General features: G+C 62.0%; 14 protein-coding genes. 3 read left to right on the forward strand and 11 right to left on the reverse strand.

The window, feature by feature from the left end; genetic code table 11:
- Nucleotides 1-11: 11 nt before the first annotated feature.
- The 10 genes from D3M70_RS01095 to D3M70_RS01140 form a co-directional block, all read right to left on the reverse strand.
- Nucleotides 12-845 carry an oxidoreductase gene (locus tag D3M70_RS01095; RefSeq protein ID WP_120123635.1) on the reverse strand — a complete coding sequence of 278 codons (834 nt, stop codon included), beginning with the start codon at nt 843-845 and terminating at the stop codon, nt 12-14.
- A gap of 176 nt (nt 846-1,021) precedes the next feature.
- The gene (locus tag D3M70_RS01100) at nt 1,022-2,347 is read right to left on the reverse strand and encodes an MFS transporter (protein ID WP_120123891.1); all 1,326 of its coding nucleotides are present in this window, start codon (nt 2,345-2,347) and stop codon (nt 1,022-1,024) included.
- A 358-nt stretch (nt 2,348-2,705) separates the two neighbouring features.
- On the reverse strand, nt 2,706-3,047 hold the full coding sequence (locus D3M70_RS01105; protein WP_120123637.1) for a hypothetical protein: 342 nt from the start codon (nt 3,045-3,047) through the stop codon (nt 2,706-2,708).
- 90 nt (nt 3,048-3,137) lie between these two features.
- Nucleotides 3,138-3,875, reverse strand: coding sequence for a histidine utilization repressor (hutC, locus tag D3M70_RS01110; RefSeq protein WP_120123639.1), 738 nt, complete (start codon nt 3,873-3,875; stop codon nt 3,138-3,140).
- A 10-nt stretch (nt 3,876-3,885) separates the two neighbouring features.
- Complete coding sequence (locus D3M70_RS01115) at nt 3,886-4,725, reverse strand: amino acid ABC transporter ATP-binding protein (RefSeq protein WP_165869718.1); 840 nt, start codon at nt 4,723-4,725, stop codon at nt 3,886-3,888.
- A gap of 78 nt (nt 4,726-4,803) precedes the next feature.
- Nucleotides 4,804-5,475, reverse strand: a complete 672-nt coding sequence (locus D3M70_RS01120) for an amino acid ABC transporter permease (RefSeq protein WP_120123643.1) — start codon at nt 5,473-5,475, stop codon at nt 4,804-4,806.
- Entirely contained in the window at nt 5,472-6,131 is a 660-nt protein-coding gene (locus tag D3M70_RS01125) for an amino acid ABC transporter permease (RefSeq protein WP_120123644.1), read from the reverse strand. Before D3M70_RS01125 ends, D3M70_RS01120 begins: the two co-directional genes overlap by 4 nt.
- A 171-nt stretch (nt 6,132-6,302) precedes the next feature.
- Nucleotides 6,303-7,139 carry a transporter substrate-binding domain-containing protein gene (locus tag D3M70_RS01130; RefSeq protein WP_120123646.1) on the reverse strand — a complete coding sequence of 279 codons (837 nt, stop codon included), beginning with the start codon at nt 7,137-7,139 and terminating at the stop codon, nt 6,303-6,305.
- Between the two features lie 104 nt (nt 7,140-7,243).
- On the reverse strand, nt 7,244-8,620 hold the full coding sequence (locus D3M70_RS01135; RefSeq protein WP_120123648.1) for an FAD-binding oxidoreductase: 1,377 nt from the start codon (nt 8,618-8,620) through the stop codon (nt 7,244-7,246).
- Nucleotides 8,621-8,623: 3 nt separating this feature from the next.
- Nucleotides 8,624-9,811: an alpha-hydroxy acid oxidase gene (locus D3M70_RS01140; protein ID WP_120123650.1), complete on the reverse strand. Its 1,188-nt coding sequence runs from the start codon at nt 9,809-9,811 to the stop codon at nt 8,624-8,626.
- A gap of 354 nt (nt 9,812-10,165) precedes the next feature.
- Here D3M70_RS01140 and D3M70_RS01145 point away from each other — a divergent pair, with 354 nt between their 5' ends.
- Complete coding sequence (locus tag D3M70_RS01145) at nt 10,166-11,131, forward strand: isopenicillin N synthase family oxygenase (protein ID WP_120123651.1); 966 nt, start codon at nt 10,166-10,168, stop codon at nt 11,129-11,131.
- A 116-nt stretch (nt 11,132-11,247) separates the two neighbouring features.
- Here the strand turns inward: D3M70_RS01145 and D3M70_RS01150 are convergent, their stop codons facing one another.
- Nucleotides 11,248-13,671 (reverse strand): glucose/quinate/shikimate family membrane-bound PQQ-dependent dehydrogenase, encoded by a 2,424-nt coding sequence (locus D3M70_RS01150; protein WP_120123653.1) that lies wholly within the window; start codon nt 13,669-13,671, stop codon nt 11,248-11,250.
- Between the two features lie 366 nt (nt 13,672-14,037).
- On the opposite strand from D3M70_RS01150, the gene D3M70_RS01155 reads away from it, so the two are divergent.
- Both D3M70_RS01155 and D3M70_RS01160 read left to right on the forward strand, forming a co-directional pair.
- Nucleotides 14,038-14,448 carry an ester cyclase gene (locus tag D3M70_RS01155; protein ID WP_120123655.1) on the forward strand — a complete coding sequence of 137 codons (411 nt, stop codon included), beginning with the start codon at nt 14,038-14,040 and terminating at the stop codon, nt 14,446-14,448.
- Between the two features lie 118 nt (nt 14,449-14,566).
- The gene (locus tag D3M70_RS01160; protein WP_120123656.1) at nt 14,567-16,768 is read left to right on the forward strand and encodes an EAL domain-containing protein; all 2,202 of its coding nucleotides are present in this window, start codon (nt 14,567-14,569) and stop codon (nt 16,766-16,768) included.
- The last annotated feature ends 153 nt before the right edge of the window (nt 16,769-16,921 follow it).

Here is a 16,921-nt window from a genome sequence, read left to right on the forward strand (position 1 = left end):
GACAGGGTAAATCAGCCATCCGTAGACCGCGTCACCTCTTCCCACGCCGCAATCTCGGACTCCAGCAGCGCCAGTTTATCCCGCACCAGCTTCAACGCATCAGACCCGAGCAACAAATGCGCAGGCGGGTTTTCGCTGTCGATCAGCTTCAGCATCGCGTTCGCGGCTTTCACCGGATCGCCGATCTGCTTGCCGCTGCGCTCTTCGCGGGCCTTGCGAATCGGGTTGAAGCTTTCGTCGTAATCGGCGATCTGCCGCGCTGTGCGTTGCATCGAGCGTCCTGCCCAATCAGTACGAAATCCGCCCGGCGCCACCGCTGTGACGTGCACGTTGAACGGCTTCAATTCCTTGCCCAACGCTTCGGAAATGCCTTCCAGCGCGAACTTGCTGCCGTTGTAGTAGGCGATGCCCGGCATGGTGATAAAGCCGCCCATGGAGGTGATGTTGAGAATGTGGCCCTTGCGGCGCTGCCGGAACAGCGGTACGAACGCCTTGGTGACCGCCACCGCGCCGAACACGTTGACGTCGAACTGACGGCGCAGTTCGTCCATTGACGACTCTTCGAGAATGCCTTCGTGGCCGTAGCCTGCGTTATTGACCAGCACATCCACCGGGCCGAAGGCGGTGTCAACGTCATTGATCACGCTGTCGATGGCGTCGAACTCGGTCACGTCCAGCAGCACGCCATGGGCACGGCCCTGGGCCTGAGCTTCGAACTCGGCCAGCGCTTGCTGGGTGCGCAGGGTGCCGATGACGGTGTGCCCGGCGGCCAGGGCCTGGGCGGCGAGCGCTTTGCCGAAGCCACTGCTGACGCCGGTGATGAACAGGGTTTTTGTCGTACTCATGGGGTTTTCCTCACGGGGCAGGTGTCGATGCTTGATCACGCCATGTTAGGAACCTTGGGCCGAAGAACGCTGTACCAGTTCTCCGGAATGATTGCCTGATTCTGCTTCGTAGCCTTCATGACCACACGGCCCCTGTAGCCGCCCGGCCGGACTGCTACAGGAGCCGGGACTGAGCGTCAGGCGCGGGGGTTGGCCGTGTTCTGGGTCACCAGGCGCAATCCACTCGCCACGCTGCCCACCGCCGCAAACCCTGCACCGATGCTCAACGCCAGCACCGGCCCATGCTCGCTGGAAATCCCGAAGCTCAAGGCCACCAGCGCCGCGCCGGTCGCCTGACCGATCAAACGGGCTGTGGCAATGGTGCCACTGGCGCCGCTGGAGCGCTCTTTCGGGGCGCTGGTCATCAGGGCTTTCTGGTTCGGCGCCTGGAAAAAACCGAAGCCGATGCCACACAGAATCATCCGCGCGCCGATGGAAATGACGCTGGCGTCGGCCGGCATTGTCGCCAGCGAAATCATCCCCGCGCAGAGAATCGCCAACCCGATACCGCCGAGCAGGCCCGGCGCGTAACGGTCGGACATGCGCCCGGCAAGGGGCGCGATCATCGCCACCACCACCGACCACGGCGTCATCAGAAAGCCGGTCTGCACCGGGTCGCGACCCAGCGTGGTTTCGAAGAAGAACGGCAGCGACACGAACGCCAGCCCCTGAGTGGCGAACGAGCAGAATGCGGTCAGTGCCGACAACGCGAACATCGGGCGTTTGAGCAGGTCCAGCGGGAACATCGGCGCCGGGTGCCCGGCCTCGCGCCTGAGCATCGCCGCGCCGCCGACAAGAAACACCGCCAGCGCAATCAACACGCTGCTCATCGAACCCAGTTGCGAGGCCTGGCTCAGCGCGAAGATCAATGCGCCGAAGGTGATGACGTTTAGGACCGCCGTCACCCGGTCAAAAGTCAGGCTGCCGGGTTGGGTGACCGGTAATGAGTTCCAGGCGAAGACCAGCGCGAAGACGCCGATGGGCAGGTTGATCGCAAACAGCCACGGCCAGTTCGCCACCGACAGCACCAGCGAGGCGATGGTGGGGCCGACCGAGAACGAGACGCCGACTACCAGCGCGTTCATGCCCAGACCCCGGCCAAGCCGTTCCCGGGGGAAGATCGAGCTGATCAGCCCGGCGTTGACGCTCATGATCGCGCTGGCGCCCAGGCCCTGGAGCACGCGGGCGATGGTCAGGGTCGGCAGCGACCAGGCGAAGGTGCACAGCGCTGAGGACAGGACGAACAGCATCAGCCCGCCGAGGTAAACCTTGCGCTGACCAAGCACACCGCCCAGCGCCGCGAGGGGCAAGAGTGTGGCGACAGCGGCGAGCTGGTAGGCGTTGATAATCCATACCGACGCAGCGGGAGATGCGTTGAGGTCGGCGGCTATGGTCGGCAGCGCAGTATTGGCGATGGCCGTGTCGAGTGTCGCCAGGGCTATGGACAGCAGAATCGCTACCATGCCGCGGAATTCGCGAGGGGTGAGCTTATCGTTGAGGCGCGGGGAATCCTGAGTGGCGGGCTGGACCATTATCGACAACGCTCCGGGGGGAATCTGCAGGCAGGTCTGCGTGGGCAGACGAAAGCGTGATGGTGCCGGTTTGTTAGGGGGCTATGCAATGGGCAAAGGCTTGATTCGGAGCGGATGGAGTGGGTCGGCGGCGATATTTAATGGGCTTGGGATGGCAGTTCCTTGCACCTCCTGTGGGGAGCCTGCTTGGCGCAATCCTGTGGGGGCCAGCAAGCCGGCGCCCACAAGGACATTCGCCGTTCAGTCAAGCAGTCAACTTTGGTCGGGGTTTAGAACCGCCTGTCAGTCGCTAACCCCCGGGTGTGTCGATATCCCGGTCGGTCTCACCGGTCTGGCCTTCTTCCTTGGTCTTGTCCGGTGAGGTGTGTTCTTCAGGCTCGAAGTCCGGCGTGAAGCTGTTCTCCCCCGATTGGTTGCCGTTGTTTTCCTGGCTTTGGGCGCCGTTATTGCCCTCACTTTGAGAGCCGCTCTGGCCTTGGGCGTCGCCCTGACTTTGTGAGCCGCCCTGGCTTTGGGTGTCGCCCTGGCTCTGCGCAGGGGCCTTGTCATGACCCATGCCGTTGTCCGGGGTGTCTGGGTCGATGGCGGGGTCGTTGCGGTCGGTGGTTTGCTGATTGTCCTGGGTAGCCATATGCACCTCTTCTGTCATGTCCTGTGGGCAGGACTTACAGATATCGAGGGCAACGCAAGGCAGGCGTTCGATGAATCTGCTGACCGGTTGTCAGCTGTCGCGATACGTCCCGCTGACGGGTAGACGACTGCCCAGGCGATACCGCGAGGAGGGGTGGACCAGGCGCACGTAAGTCACCACCCGGCCGCTGTTCCAGGTGCGGCGCATCAGCACCAGGCAGGGCTCGCCTGCCTCGATCTGCAGGTACTTGAGTTCGTCGGTGGAAGGGTGGCTGGCTTCCACGATGTGTTCCATTTCGTCCGGCTGAATGATCTGCAGCAGGTAACGCGCCGATTGCAAGTCATCGCCAAAGGGTTGTTGAAGAAACTCCGGCGCAGTCTGCGGATTGACGTAGCGGTCTTCCAGTTGCACGGCCACCTCTTCCTCGTAATGCACACACAGCAGATGGAACACCGAGGCGCCGGTGGGCAACGAAAGGGCGGAAGCAATGGGCATCGACGCCGCTTCGCGGGCAAGGTGCAGCACCTGACAACGATAGCGATGGCCGCGAGCGAGGATCTCGTCGGCGATATTGGTAATGTGCAGCAGGTTCGATTGCGGCTTGCTCTCGGCGACAAACGTCCCGACGCCGGATACCCGCAGCAGACGGCCCTCTTCGGTGAGTTCACGCAGCGCCCGATTGACCGTCATGCGCGACATGCCCAGCTCCAGCACCAGCCGGTTTTCCGACGGAATCAGGTCACCGGGTTTCCATTCACCGGACACCAACTTGCCGTGCACGAAGTCCTTGGCTTTGCGATACAACGCTTGTGGAGCGGTCTTGTCCATTGATGACCTCCTACAAGACCGGCGCTGACTGCTTGCCGTCCTGCCAGAACGCATTGCGGTCCAGATAATTCTGCAAAAACTGCTGCAAGCGCGGCTGTTGGGCGTTGTGGAAAATCTGCTGCGGTGTGCCGCGCGCCACCACTTCACCCTGATCGAGGAAGATCACCGAATCGGCCACCTGCGCGGCAAAGCCCATTTCGTGGGTCACTACGACCATGGTCATGCCTTCTTTGGCGAGGGTCTTCATCACTTGCAACACTTCGCCCACCAGTTCCGGGTCCAGCGCCGAAGTCGGTTCGTCGAACAGCATGATGTGCGGCTCCATCGCCAGCGCCCGGGCAATCGCCACCCGTTGCTGTTGCCCACCGGACAACTGCGCCGGATAGGCGTCGGCCTTGTGCGCCAGCCCGACCTTGTCGAGCATTGCCATGCTGCGCTTGTTCGCCTCGTCGGCCGACAGTTTGCGCACCCGGCGCAACGCTTCGCAGACGTTGCCGAGCGCCGTCATGTGCGGCCACAGGTTGAACTGCTGAAACACCATGCCGACGTTGCGCCGCACCTGATTGATCTGTGACTGGGGCGCGCGGCGGCGACCCTTGTCGGTGTCCTGCCAGCCGAGCAACTGGCCTTCGATGCGAATCTCGCCCTCGTCGTATTCTTCGAGAAAGGCCATGCTGCGCAGCAGGGTGCTTTTCCCGGAACCCGAAGGCCCGATCAGGCACACCACCTCCGAGCGCTGCACCTGCAGGTCGATGCCCTTGAGCACGCGCAGGTTGCCGAAGCTTTTGCCGACCTTGCTCAGCGACACGATGGTCGGCTGCTCGCCGGGCGCTGTTGCGGACGTCTTCATGCTTTCACCTTGTTTCTCGCGTGTGTCGGCGGACACGCTGCCGCTGGGAATCAGGAAGCTGTTCATGGGGTGGCTTCCTTATCGTGGTTGCTTGTTCATGAAGCGGCCGACACGGGTTTCCAGGAGCATGCCCAGCCGCGAGCACAGCTCCACCAGAATCAGATAACCGATGCACAGCATCAGCAGGGTCTCGACGAAGGCGAAGGTCTCTGAACCGATGCCCGTCAGGACCATGGTCAGCTCCGGAATGGTAATGATCGACAGCACGGCGGTTTCCTTGCACAGCACGGTGATCATGTTGACCAAAGCCGGAAGAATGATCACCAGCATCTGCGGCACCTGAATCCGCCAGATGCATTGCAGGCGCGTGATGCCCAGGCAATCAGCCGCTTCCAGCTGACCGCGTGCCACCGAATCGAACCCGGAGCGGAAGATCTCGGCGAAATACACGCTGCCGTAAACGCCCAGACCGAGGATGCCAGCGGGGATCGGATCCAGGCTCAGCCCGAACGCGGGGCCGCCGTAATAGACCAGGAACAGCTGCACCAGAAACGGCGTGCTGCGGATCAGCTCGATGAATACTCGCAAGGGCGCCCGCACGAAGTTATTGCCGAAGACCTGTGCCACGGCGATCAACATGCCCAGCGCGATGCCGAGCACGACGCCGCTGCTCCAGGTCCCGAGGGTGACCAGAAAGCCCGAGCCGATGTCGCCCAGGTGTTCGGTGATGATGGTCGGGTCGAAGTTCATGCCGTCTGCTCCTTCAAGCGACGCTCGAGCAGGCTGCCGCAATATGCCAGCGGGACGTTGATCAGGCAGTAGAAGCCGGCCAGCATCAGGTAGTCCTGCACGAACATATAGTCGCTGGCCGCGAGGTTCTGTGCGGTGCGCGTCAGGTCCGCCAGACCCACGACGGACACCAGTGAAGAGGCCTTGATCAACAGGATCATTTCGTTGACCAGCGCAGGCAGCGTGAGGCGTACCGCCTGGGGTACACGAATGCGGATCAGCATCTGGCTGGCGCTCATGCCCAGCAGGCCTGCCGCTTCCAGCTGACCGCCGGGGATCGCGAGAAACCCGCCGCGCATGATCTCGGCGATGTAGGCGCCGGCCGCCAGCGACAGCCCGATAATTGCCGCCACCGTGGGTGAGACATTGGGCAGGCCGATGCGCGGCAGGAAGTAATAGATGAACAGCAATTGAACCAGCAGCGGAATGCCGCGGAACACGAAGATATAGGCGCCGCCCAGACGGCGGAGCAGGGGGATCGGTGACAGGCGCAGGCTGCCGACGATGATGCCGATGACGAAGCCGATCGCCAGCGCGGCGATGGAAACCTGCAACGTCACCCACAGGGCGCCCAGTAATAAAGGCGCGTTTTGCTGCAGCAAGGGCCAATCGAACACAGTGTGACTCCAGCGTTTGAATCGTCATGCGCCGACCCTGTAGGAGTGAGCTTGCTCGCGAATGCGCTGTGCCTGCTACAGCTGGGGCGTCTGACACAACGCAATCGCGAGCAAGCTCACTCCTACAAGTCGTGCATCGATGCGGGACGATGCAGTTGACTCAGCGGTGAATTACCAGGTCGGTTCGAAATCACCCTTCGGCACGTCCATTTCGGCACCCAGCCATTTCTTCTGCAGCGCTGCCAGACGGCCGTCGTCATGCATCTTGTTCACCGCGGTATCCAGCGCTGCGATCAGGCTGTCGGCATCGGCGTCCTTGCGGCCCAGGTAGGCGAAGTAGGATTTCTTGCCGAACGGCGGCTGCACCACCTTGTACAGACTGGCTTTTTGCGCGGCGACGTAAGAAATGTTCGGCAGCGAGTTGGCCACCGCGACGATGCGTTTGGCCGCCAGATCCGCGTAAGCCTGGTTGTTGTCGACGTATTCGCGGATGGTGACCTTCTCCGGCAGCGTCGCGGCGAAGGTTTTCAGCTCTTCCAGTTGCGCCGAACCTTTACCGGCACCGACGGTTTTACCGGCGATGTCCTCAGGTTTCTTGATGCTGTCGTCCTTGGCGCCGACCATCAGCGCCACAGTGGCTTCGGCAATCGGCGAGACAAAGTGATAACGCTCTTTACGCGCCTTGGTGACGATGATCGGGCCGGCGACCACGTCGAATTTCTTCGCTTCAAGGCCTGGCAGCACGCTCGGCCATGGCAGGTCGAGGAACTTGATCTTGACCCCCAGTTCCTTGCCCAGCTCCTCGAACAGTTCGGCGTTCAGGCCTTTCTGTTTGCCCGCATCGAGGAAGTCGAACGGGGCGAATTGCATTTCGGTACCGACAACCAGTTCACCGGCTTTCTTCACGTCGGCCAGTTGGTCGGCATGGGCCGCCAAAGGCAACAGCGCTAAAGCCGCAGTGATGCTCAGGCTTTTGAACGTCCTGCTGAACAGAGAATCGAGTTGCATGGGGTAACTCCTTCAGATGCAGTGTTGTCGTCGTTATGTGGGGCAGAGGTACCGCAGGTGCTGCAGTTAGCGTGCCATACCGGTATATACAACTCTCTTGCGGCTCAACCGAAGATCTTCCCCGGATTGAGAATGCCGCTGGGGTCGAAACTGCGCTTGAGCTCAGTCATGGCCTGCAAGGCTTCGGCGCTCACCGAATGATGCAGAAACTCGCGCTTGAGCAGGCCGATGCCATGTTCGGCTGAAACCGCGCCGCCCAGTTCGCCAACGGCGCTGTACACCAGTTCTTCTATTTCATAGACAGGCGCCGGTTGCGGCAGCGAGTTGCAGTCCACGGTCAGGTGCAGGTTGCTGTCGCCAATGTGGCCGAAATACACGCTGCGGTTGCCCGGCCAGCGCTGGTCCAGGCGTTCGCGGCACAGCTCGGCAAAATCGCCGATCTGGCCGATGGGCAGGCTGATGTCGAAATTCAGCGGTGCCAGACGCACCGGGAATTCGCCAGTCGCTTCGCGGATCTTCCACAGGCTGCGGGCCTGAGTCTGCGAGGTGGCGAGGATCGCATCGACCACTTCACCGGCCTCGATGGCCGCTTCCAGCGTCTGCTCCAGCACCTCGCTGGCCGCAGACGATTCCAGCAAGACATACAGCGGGTGGTGATCGGGCATCGGCGCGATCGGGTTTTCCAGCCACGACACACCCATGCGAAAGAAGTCCTGCCACATCAACTCATAGGCCTGTGGCGTACCGGCGCTGCGCTGAATACGCCGCAACAAGGCCACCGCGCTGGTGTAATCGGGCAGGGCGCAGAGCAGGGTGGTCGACTGTCCCGGTTGCGGCGCCATCTTCAACACCGCGCGGGTAATCACCCCAAGAGTGCCTTCGCTGCCGATGAAGCACTGTTTCAGGTCATAGCCGCAGTTGTTCTTGATCATCTTGTTCATCAGGTTCAGCACGCGACCGTCGGCCAGCACCACCTCGAGCCCAAGCACCAGATCGCGGGTCATGCCGTAGCGAATCACTGCGTTGCCCCCGGCGTTGGTGGCGATGTTGCCGCCGATCTGGCACGAGCCCCGCGCCCCCAGATCCAGCGGGAACAGGAAGCCGACGTCGGATACGGCTTGCTGAATGTCCTGCAGGGTGGTGCCGGCCTTCACGGTGACGGTCGCGGCCGCCGGGTCGATTTCCTCGATGCCCTTCAGGCGATCCAGCGACAGGGCGATGTCGCTCGAGCGGGGCACGGCGCCGCCCGCCAGGCCCGTCATGCCACCTTGGGGAACCACCGTTTGCCCGGCGGCATGGCAGATGCGCAAGGCGATGGAGACCTGTTCGGTGTCCTTCGGCAGGATCAGCGCAGCAGGGCACGTCGGGGCGTGACGGGTCCAGTCGCTGTAGTGCCGCTGACTGATGGCGTCACCGGTCAGCACCTGCGCGTCGCCCAAGGCCTGGCGTAATTGATCGAGGGTCTGTTGCAGGTCGTTCATGGGTCAGCTCACGGAAAAGGTGGCGTCAGGCTGTCGGCTGGCGCGCAATTGATTCAGGTCCGGTTGGCCCAGCAAGGTCAGGGCCAGGCGCAACTCGTTGCTCAGCAGATCCAGCGCATGTCCGGCGCCGGCCTGACCGCCGACCGCCACCCCATACAACGTGGCGCGGCCAAGCAGCACGGCGTCGGCGCCCAGAGCGCAGGCCTTGAGAATGTCGGTGCCACGGCGAATGCCGCTGTCGAGGAGGATGCTCAGTTTGCCTTTGGCGACCTCGGCTATGGCGGGCAGGCAATCAAGCGTGGCGGGCACGCCGTCCAGTTGCCGACCGCCGTGATTGGTGACGATGATGCCGTCCAGACCGAGCTTTACCGCGTGCTCGGCGTCCTGCGGGTGCATCACGCCCTTGAGCAACAGTCGATGGGACCAGCGTTCGCGCAGACGGGCAAGAAACGCCCAGCTCAGTTGGTTTTCCATTTTCTCGCCGATGAAATGCGCGGCACCGGCGGCGTTGCGTTGATCGGCGGGCAGGTAGCGGTCCAGATTGGCCATGCTCGGCATGCCATGGGGCCACAGCGCTTGTTTGATCCACCGCGGGTGACGCAGCACGTCGAGTTTGTTGCGCAGGCTCAACTGGCGCGGGCGGGCGAAATTGCGTTTGTCCCATTCACGATTGCCCAGCAGTACGGCATCGGTGGTCAGCAGCAGGGTCTTGCAACCTACCGTTTCGGCGCGCTGCAGCAAGTCTTCCTGCACCTTGGCGTCGCTCATGCTGTACAGCTGAAACCACAGATTGACGTCGGGCACGGCCGCGACGATCTGCTCCATCGAACTGGTCGAAACCGTGCTGAGGGAAAAGGGCAGGCCGCGCTCGGTGGCGGCGCGTGCAAGGTGAATGTCGGCGTCGCGGTGCAGCATGCCGTTGTAGCCGGTGGGCGCGATGGCCATGGGCAAGGCCTGCTCGCGACCGAACAGGGTGCGGCGGGTGTCCGGGGGCTGCCAGGGGATCAGCGTACGGGGCAGCAGGCTGACGTCGGCGAAGGCCTTACGATTGCGTGCCAGGGTCAGTTCTTCTTCGGCGCCGCCGTCCAGGTACTCCCAGGCGAAATGCGGCAGTCGCCGGCGGGCCATGTGGGCCAGTTCGGCGATGCTGTGCGCACGAAGAAAGTCGGAACCTGTGTGATAGCGACGCATGAAAATCCTTGGGCAGGCTGTATAGACAGCTGAGGCAAAATGCAGGCCAGATCGGTTCCGCAGGCCACTGCTGGGTGCGGCGTGTAAGTTGTAGGAGAAGCGCCTGAACGATGTCACCGAAAGTTGCACCGATTGAGGCCGGCGTGCCCACTGCTGGGGCGTGTGGAAACCACATGGGACGAGTAGCAGCGCGCTTGCCCGCGATTACCGTGTGTCAGTCACCGGCGATGTATCTGACACACCGCAATCGCGGGCAAGCGCGCTCCTATAAAAATCGATGTTGGCCGCACGGCACACTAAATGCTTCACCTGTCTATACAGCTGGCCCCATCCCTTATAACGACAGGAGCTCGCATGACCGCTCAAACCAATCTCCCCTTGATCGACATGGCTGGTGTTCGCAAGGGGGACCAGGCCGCGATTCTTCGTGCCGGTGAAGCCATTCGCAAGGCCTGCAGCGAAACCGGGTTCTTCTACATCATCAATCACGGTGTGCCGCAGAACGTGATCGACACGGCGATGGCGGCGGCGAAAACCTTCTTCGCCCACCCTGCAGAGGTCAAGCGTCAGGTCGCGGTGAACAAGCGCCATCGTGGCTGGCACGCACTGGGCGGGGCGCTGATGTACGAAGCGACCAAACCGGATTACAAGGAATTCTTCAGCATCGGTCTGGAGCTGCCCGAAGACGACCCTTGCGTGGTGGCGGGGGAGGCCCTGCGCGGGCCGAACCAGTGGCCGGACTTCATGCCTGAGTTGCGCGTGGCCCTGGACGCGTACTACGAAGAAATCGGCATGGCCGGGGCTGACTTGCTCAAGGCGGTGGCGGTAGGGCTGGGGATCGAGCCCGGATTTTTCGAACCGAAATACGGCAAGCGTTTGCAACGCACGCAGATGGTGTACTACCCGCCGCACCCACCGATGGCCGAGACCGATCAGTTCGGTGTCGCCCCGCACACCGATTACGGCTGCATCACTTTGCTCTATCAGGACAACAGCGGCGGGTTGCAGGTGCGCGAGCTGGGGAGCAACAGCTGGATCGACGCCACGCCCATCGAAGGCAGTCTGGTGGTCAATGTCGGCGACCTCCTGGCGCGCTGGTCCAACGACCGGTTCCGTTCCACCTTGCACCGGGTGATCAATAAGTCCGGGCATGAGCGTTATTCCATCGCCACGTTTTACGATCCGACTTATGGTGCGGTGGTAGACCCTTGCGATCTGGGAATCGAGGCGGCGAGCAGCCTGTACCCACCGGTGGCGGCGGGGGATTACATCCTCAAACGGATCGACGATTCGATGGCCTATCGCAAGAAGGCGCAGTGAGCTTCGTCTCGGCACGCCGCAAAGCGGTTGCCGTCAGGCTTCGATCAGGTCTTTGTCCCTGGCATAAAAAAACCCGCTGCCACCCAAACGGTGACAGCGGTTTTTTTTGTGGCCGTTTACTTGCTGTCAGGCAGCGCGTAGGCGATCACATAATCGCCACGGTCGGCGGACTGGCGTGCACCGCCGGCGGTGATGACGATGTACTGCTTGCCGGTTTTCGGCGAGACGAAGGTCATCGGGCCGCCCTGGCTGCCCACGGGCAGGCGGGCTTTCCAGGCTTCTTCGCCGTTGGCGCTGTTGAAGGCGCGCAGGTAGTAGTCCTGCGTGCCGGCGATGAAGATCAGGCCGCCCTGAGTGGAGAGGGTGCCACCCAGCGTCGGCATGCCGATCGGCAGTTGCATGTGCATCTTGATGCCCATCGGGCCGGTGTCCTGCACGGTACCAACCGGCACTTGCCAGGCGATCTTCTGGGTCTTCATGTCGATGGCGGTCAGGGTGCCGAACGGTGGCGCCTGGCACGGAATGCCGGCGACCGACAGGAAGCGGTTCTTGTTCACGGCGTACGGCGTGCCTTTGAGCGGAACCGCGCCCATGCCGGTGTTCAGCGCTTCGCCACCACTGGAAGCCTTGGCGTCTTTTTGCTGCGGCACCATCTGGCTCCACAGGCCCAGACGCATGTCGTTGACGAAGATGAAGCCGTGGACAGGGTCGGTCGACAGGCTGCCCCAGTTCATGCCGCCCAGCGATCCCGGGAAGCTCAGCGAGATGTCGGTGCCCGGCGCGGTGTACAGGCCGTCGTAACGCATCTTCTTGAACGAGATACGGCACAGCAACTGGTCGAACGGGGTAGCGCCCCACATGTCCGATTCAGTCAGGGTCTGCGCGCCGATTTCCGGCATGCCCACCGATTTTGGCTGAGTCGGCGAATAAGGCTCATTCGGGATGTTCGATGGCTTGACCGGTACTTCTTTAACCTCGGTCAGCGGTTGGCCGGTGTGGCGGTCCAGCACGTAGATCTGCCCCGCCTTGGTACCAATCACAACGGCGGGAACCTTGCTGCCGTCTTTCTTGGTGAAGTCGATCAGACTCGGCTGCATGGGCAGGTCGAAGTCCCACAGGTCGTTGTGAACGGTCTGGTAAACCCACTTCTGCTCGCCGGTTGTGGCGTTCAGAGCCAGCACCGAGGCGCCATAGGTGTGATCGAGCTTGGTGCGCTCAACGCCGTAGATATCGGTGGACGAACTGCCCATCGGCAGGAACACGGTGTTCATCGCCGGATCGTAGGACATCGGCGCCCAGCTGTTCGGCGTGCTGCGCACATAGGTGCCGTCGGCCGCCGGGGCTTTCTTGTCTTCAGGATTGCCCGGATCGAAGGCCCAGCGCATTTCGCCGGTGACCACGTCGAAGCCACGGATCACGCCGCCTGGCATGTCGGTCTGCACGTTGTCGGCAACGCGACCGCCAACCACCACGGTGGTGCCTGCCATCAGCGGTGCCGAGGACAGTTGATAGTAGGAATCAGGGACGTTGCCCAGACCGGCTTTCAGATCGACCTGGCCATTGTCACCAAAACCCTGGCAGAACTCGCCGGTGTCGGCGTCGACGGCGATCAGGCGCGCGTCGATGGTGTTGGTCAGCAGACGACGCTGGCAGTTGGCGCCAGCAGGCACGGCTACCGGGGCGGCAGGGGTGCTGCCGTCGGTTGGCGATGCAACAGCGGCGGTGGCGTCGAAGTAGGCCAGACCACGGCAACGCTGCCACACGGCAGACTTGGCGTTGATTTCGTTCTTCCACAGCTGCTTGCCGGTGTCGGCATCCAGCGCGATGACATTGTTGTGCGGGGTGCAGATGAACACCTTGTCGCCGACTTGCAGCGGGGTCATCTGGTCTTCGGCACCGTTGCCGTCACTCAGGGCGACATCGCCTGTGTGATAGGTCCAGGCCGGTACCAGCCTGGAGACGTTGCTGCGGTTGATCTGATCGAGCGCGGCGAAACGGCTGCCGCCTTCGTCGTTGCCGTAATGCGCCCAGTCTTTCTGCGCATGGGCTGGATCGACTTTGGTCAGCGCCGGGCCATCACCGGTTGGCGAAACCGACGCATGAGGCTGGAACATGCCCCAGAAGCCCGCGGCCATGGCGATTGCCAGGACACCGCCGAGCACATAGCCACCGCGGCCACCGGCCAGGCCATTGGCCTTGCGCAGCGTCGGGTAGACCAGCGCGACCAACAGGCTCAACACGCCAAGGGCAAAGAGGCGTGAAACCAGCGGCCAGAACACCAGCCCGGCATCCACCAGCGCCCAGATCAGCGTCAGCACCATCACTGCAGTAAACAGCCAGGCGCCCGCCACGCGTTGCTTGAACAGCAGAAATGCCGAGGCGATCAAACCTAGACCGGCAAGCAGGAAGTACCAGCTGCCGCCTAGAGTGACGAGGTAGCCGCCACCCGCTGCGAAAAGCAATCCAAATACCAGCACGCCGAGTGCGACGACCCAGATGGGCCACCGACTGACGGATGTCGAAGGTCGAGACGTAGTCATGTTGCGTGATCCTGCTGACGCTGAACGTTGCGCGAACGCTCAACGGTGGTGGGGAGAAACGGTTCATCGAAGCGCCAGTCAACGGATGCGTTGGCCCGTGACTGTCGATGCTGTAATTAACCGGTTAGTTAATTTTCAAAGATTACCAAAAAACTACCGGCCTGCGGCAAATTGCCCCCACATGCAGGGGAGAAACACTGTTGTGTGAACGGTAATAATAGCTGGGATCTCACGTGTGCAACGACCTGCGCCTCGACACTTCCCCGTAGCCGTCCTGCTCAAGAGGGGCTGCTCACGTTGAACTATCACGATGCCCCCGCGCCCTAAATTCCCGAAGGGTCAGAGCCAGCAGAGGAGGGCGTCCCCATGGACAAACAGGAACTCATTGACCGCTATCGGGGGTACATCGACTGTCTCAACCGTCAGGACTGGTCCGCGCTGGGGCAGTTCGTCGATCAGAACGTGCAGTACAACGGTCAGCGGATCGGCCTGTCGGGTTACCAAGCCATGCTTGAAAACGATTTTCGGACCATCCCCGATCTACGATTCGTGATCGATCTGTTGGTTGCCGATCCTCCCCATATTGCCGCGCGGCTGTGCTTCGACTGCACGCCGGTGGGCGAGTTGTTCGGCTTACCGGTCAATGGAACCCGCGTGCGTTTCAGCGAAAACGTGTTCTACCAATTCAGGGAAGGGCGGGTGTGCAATGTGCATTCGGTCATCGACAAGGCCGCAGTCGCCGCTGAACTTCTTCACTCCAGGCCCAATGACGGCTAGCCCCTGCATAAACAGACGGTTACGATAGCCTTTCGCAATCATCGGTCGCCGCGACAGGCTTTTTCTGTCCTGACCTGTGCGCTGTTCATCCTGTCTCCCGATGTATTCAGGTGTCCGCATGTCCAAACCCACACTTGCCGGCTGGGCCGCTACCCGTCGTAGCCGACAACTGATTCTGCGGCTGTTGCCGGCCATGTGCGCGCTGTTGTTGTTGATCGGCCTGGGCAGCTACTTGCTGATCAAGAATGCCCTGAGTCAGGACCTCGACGTGCAGCAACGCTCGCGCACGTTCATCTCGCGAACCATGGACCAGGTGCGCAACGAGGTGGGACGCAACATCATCAACTACGCCAAGTGGGGCGAGGCCTACAAGCACCTGCACCTGACAGTGGACAAGGCGTGGGCGGACGATCAGCGCAATGTCGGCGCCATTCCCTACGAGTTGTACGGGTACAACGGGGTACTGGTGATCAACGCTCAGGACCGCACCGTGTATGCGGTCATCGATGGCAAACCGTCGATGATGCAGGCCAGCGATTGGCTGGAGGGCGACCTCGGTGCGCTGATCAATGAAGCCCGGCAAAGCACGCAGGAAAACGACGGCGTAGTGCGTGCCCTGCAAGTGGCTGGCAAGCCCGCACTGGTTGCAGCGGCGACCATCAGTCCCGGCTGGGACCCGGCCATCGAACCCGTCGCAGGCCCTGCGTCGGTGATGATGTTCGTCACCGTGCTCGACGCCGAGAAGCTCGCCCATCTGAGCGAAACCTATGGCCTGCCCACCATCCAGGTCTCACAGACCGCCCAGCCCGGGTACGACGCCATGCCGTTGCTGGGCTCGAACATCCAGTTGAGCTGGATGCCACCGACGCCAGGCATGGATTTGCTGCGCCAGACGCTGCCACTGTTTATCGCCGGTGTGCTGGCATTGATCGCCGTGCTGACGCTGTTGGTGCGCTACGCCCTGACGTCGGCGCGCCAGATCGATGCCCAGTTCGAAGCCTTGCATGTGACTCAGAAGGAGCTGACGCTGCTGTCGTTGCACGACTCGCTGACCGGATTGCCCAATCGCTTTCAGCTTCAACAGTTTCTCAACGATCGGCTGGAGCGGGACCGACCGCTGCCGCTGGCGCTGTTGAGCCTGGATCTGGACCGTTTCAAACCGATCAACGATGCACTGGGCCATGCGTTTGGCGACCGAGTCCTGCAAGAAGTCGCCCGTCGCTTGCAGCAGCATGCGCAAGGCAATGGCATGGTTGCGCGGCTGGGTGGCGACGAATTCATCGTCGTGCGAGAGGGGAAGGTCGATCATCAAGGGATCGCTGCGCTGTGTGCAAGCCTGGTTGCAGACCTGTGCCAACCGTTCGAAGTGGAGACGCAGACGGTCTCCATCGGCACCAGCATCGGCATCGCCCTGGCGCCCGAACATGCGCACACCCCGGACGAGTTGCTGCGCATGGGCGACATCGCGCTGTACCGGGCCAAGGCGGCTGGCCGCAACACCTGGTGTTTCTACGCCGATGGCATGAATGCCGAGCAGCTGGTCCGTCGACAACTGGAGCAGGAACTGCGCCACGCGTTGCTCGACGACCAATTGCGCATCCATTACCAGCCGCGCTACGCCACGGTTGACGGCGCGCTGCGCAGTTTCGAAGCCCTTGTGCGCTGGGAGCATCCGCAGCGGGGATTGCTGCCACCCGATACGTTCATCCCGCTGGCAGAGGAAACCGGCTTGATTCAGCCGCTCGGTCGCTGGGTGCTGGAGCATGCCTGCCGCGAAGCCATGAACTGGCCGGAAGCGGTTGGACTGTCGGTCAATCTGTCGCCCGGCCAGTTGGCCGAGAATGACGACGTGGTGGCGGTCGTTACCAATGCCTTGAGCCGCAGTGGACTGCCGCCCCGGCGTCTGGAGCTGGAAATCACCGAACGCGTGCTGCTCGATCATGCCCATCGCGCACTGAACACCCTGACCGCATTGCGCGGGTTGGGCGTGCGGCTCAGTCTCGATGATTTTGGCACCGGGTTTTCGTCGCTGGCGTACCTGCGCAAATACCCGCTGGACGGCATCAAGATCGACCGCAGTTTCATCTCCCACATGACCGAGCGCGGCAACGACCAGGCAATCGTTCAGGCGATGATCGATCTTGGCCGTTCACTGGGCATCACGGTCACCGCCGAGGGCGTGGAAACCCTGGAACAACTGGAGTGCCTGCAACGCCATCCGTGCGATGAAGTGCAGGGCTTTCATTTCAGCAAAGCGGTGCCTGCCGATCAGTTGGGGCCTCTGTTAGCGGGGTCGATACCGGGCCGTTCAGCGTTCTGACCCTTGATGGTCCACGGTCCGCAATGTACGGGTGGGGGCGCATGACCGTGAAATTTCCTTGAGCAGTGGCGAGCTAAACACATACCCTGAACCGCTATCACTCACGTCCGGTCTCAGGCTGCACCCCCGCGTTGTCGAGATGTGTTCGTCAAA

Origin of the sequence: Pseudomonas sp. LS-2, from assembly GCF_003605735.1 — a bacterium.
GTDB lineage: Bacteria > Pseudomonadota > Gammaproteobacteria > Pseudomonadales > Pseudomonadaceae > Aquipseudomonas.

Coding starts and splice junctions, on each gene's coding strand:
- D3M70_RS01115 (WP_165869718.1), bottom strand. CDS start 4,725: ATGAAGACGTCCGCAACAGCGCCCGGCGAGCAGCCGACCATCGTGTCG.
- D3M70_RS01130 (WP_120123646.1), bottom strand. CDS start 7,139: ATGCAACTCGATTCTCTGTTCAGCAGGACGTTCAAAAGCCTGAGCATC.
- D3M70_RS01150 (WP_120123653.1), bottom strand. CDS start 13,671: ATGACTACGTCTCGACCTTCGACATCCGTCAGTCGGTGGCCCATCTGG.
- D3M70_RS01100 (WP_120123891.1), bottom strand. CDS start 2,347: ATGGTAGCGATTCTGCTGTCCATAGCCCTGGCGACACTCGACACGGCC.
- D3M70_RS01140 (WP_120123650.1), bottom strand. CDS start 9,811: ATGCGTCGCTATCACACAGGTTCCGACTTTCTTCGTGCGCACAGCATC.
- D3M70_RS01105 (WP_120123637.1), bottom strand. CDS start 3,047: ATGGCTACCCAGGACAATCAGCAAACCACCGACCGCAACGACCCCGCC.
- hutC (WP_120123639.1), bottom strand. CDS start 3,875: ATGGACAAGACCGCTCCACAAGCGTTGTATCGCAAAGCCAAGGACTTC.
- D3M70_RS01145 (WP_120123651.1), top strand. CDS start 10,166: ATGACCGCTCAAACCAATCTCCCCTTGATCGACATGGCTGGTGTTCGC.
- D3M70_RS01155 (WP_120123655.1), top strand. CDS start 14,038: ATGGACAAACAGGAACTCATTGACCGCTATCGGGGGTACATCGACTGT.
- D3M70_RS01120 (WP_120123643.1), bottom strand. CDS start 5,475: ATGAACTTCGACCCGACCATCATCACCGAACACCTGGGCGACATCGGC.
- D3M70_RS01160 (WP_120123656.1), top strand. CDS start 14,567: ATGTCCAAACCCACACTTGCCGGCTGGGCCGCTACCCGTCGTAGCCGA.
- D3M70_RS01095 (WP_120123635.1), bottom strand. CDS start 845: ATGAGTACGACAAAAACCCTGTTCATCACCGGCGTCAGCAGTGGCTTC.
- D3M70_RS01135 (WP_120123648.1), bottom strand. CDS start 8,620: ATGAACGACCTGCAACAGACCCTCGATCAATTACGCCAGGCCTTGGGC.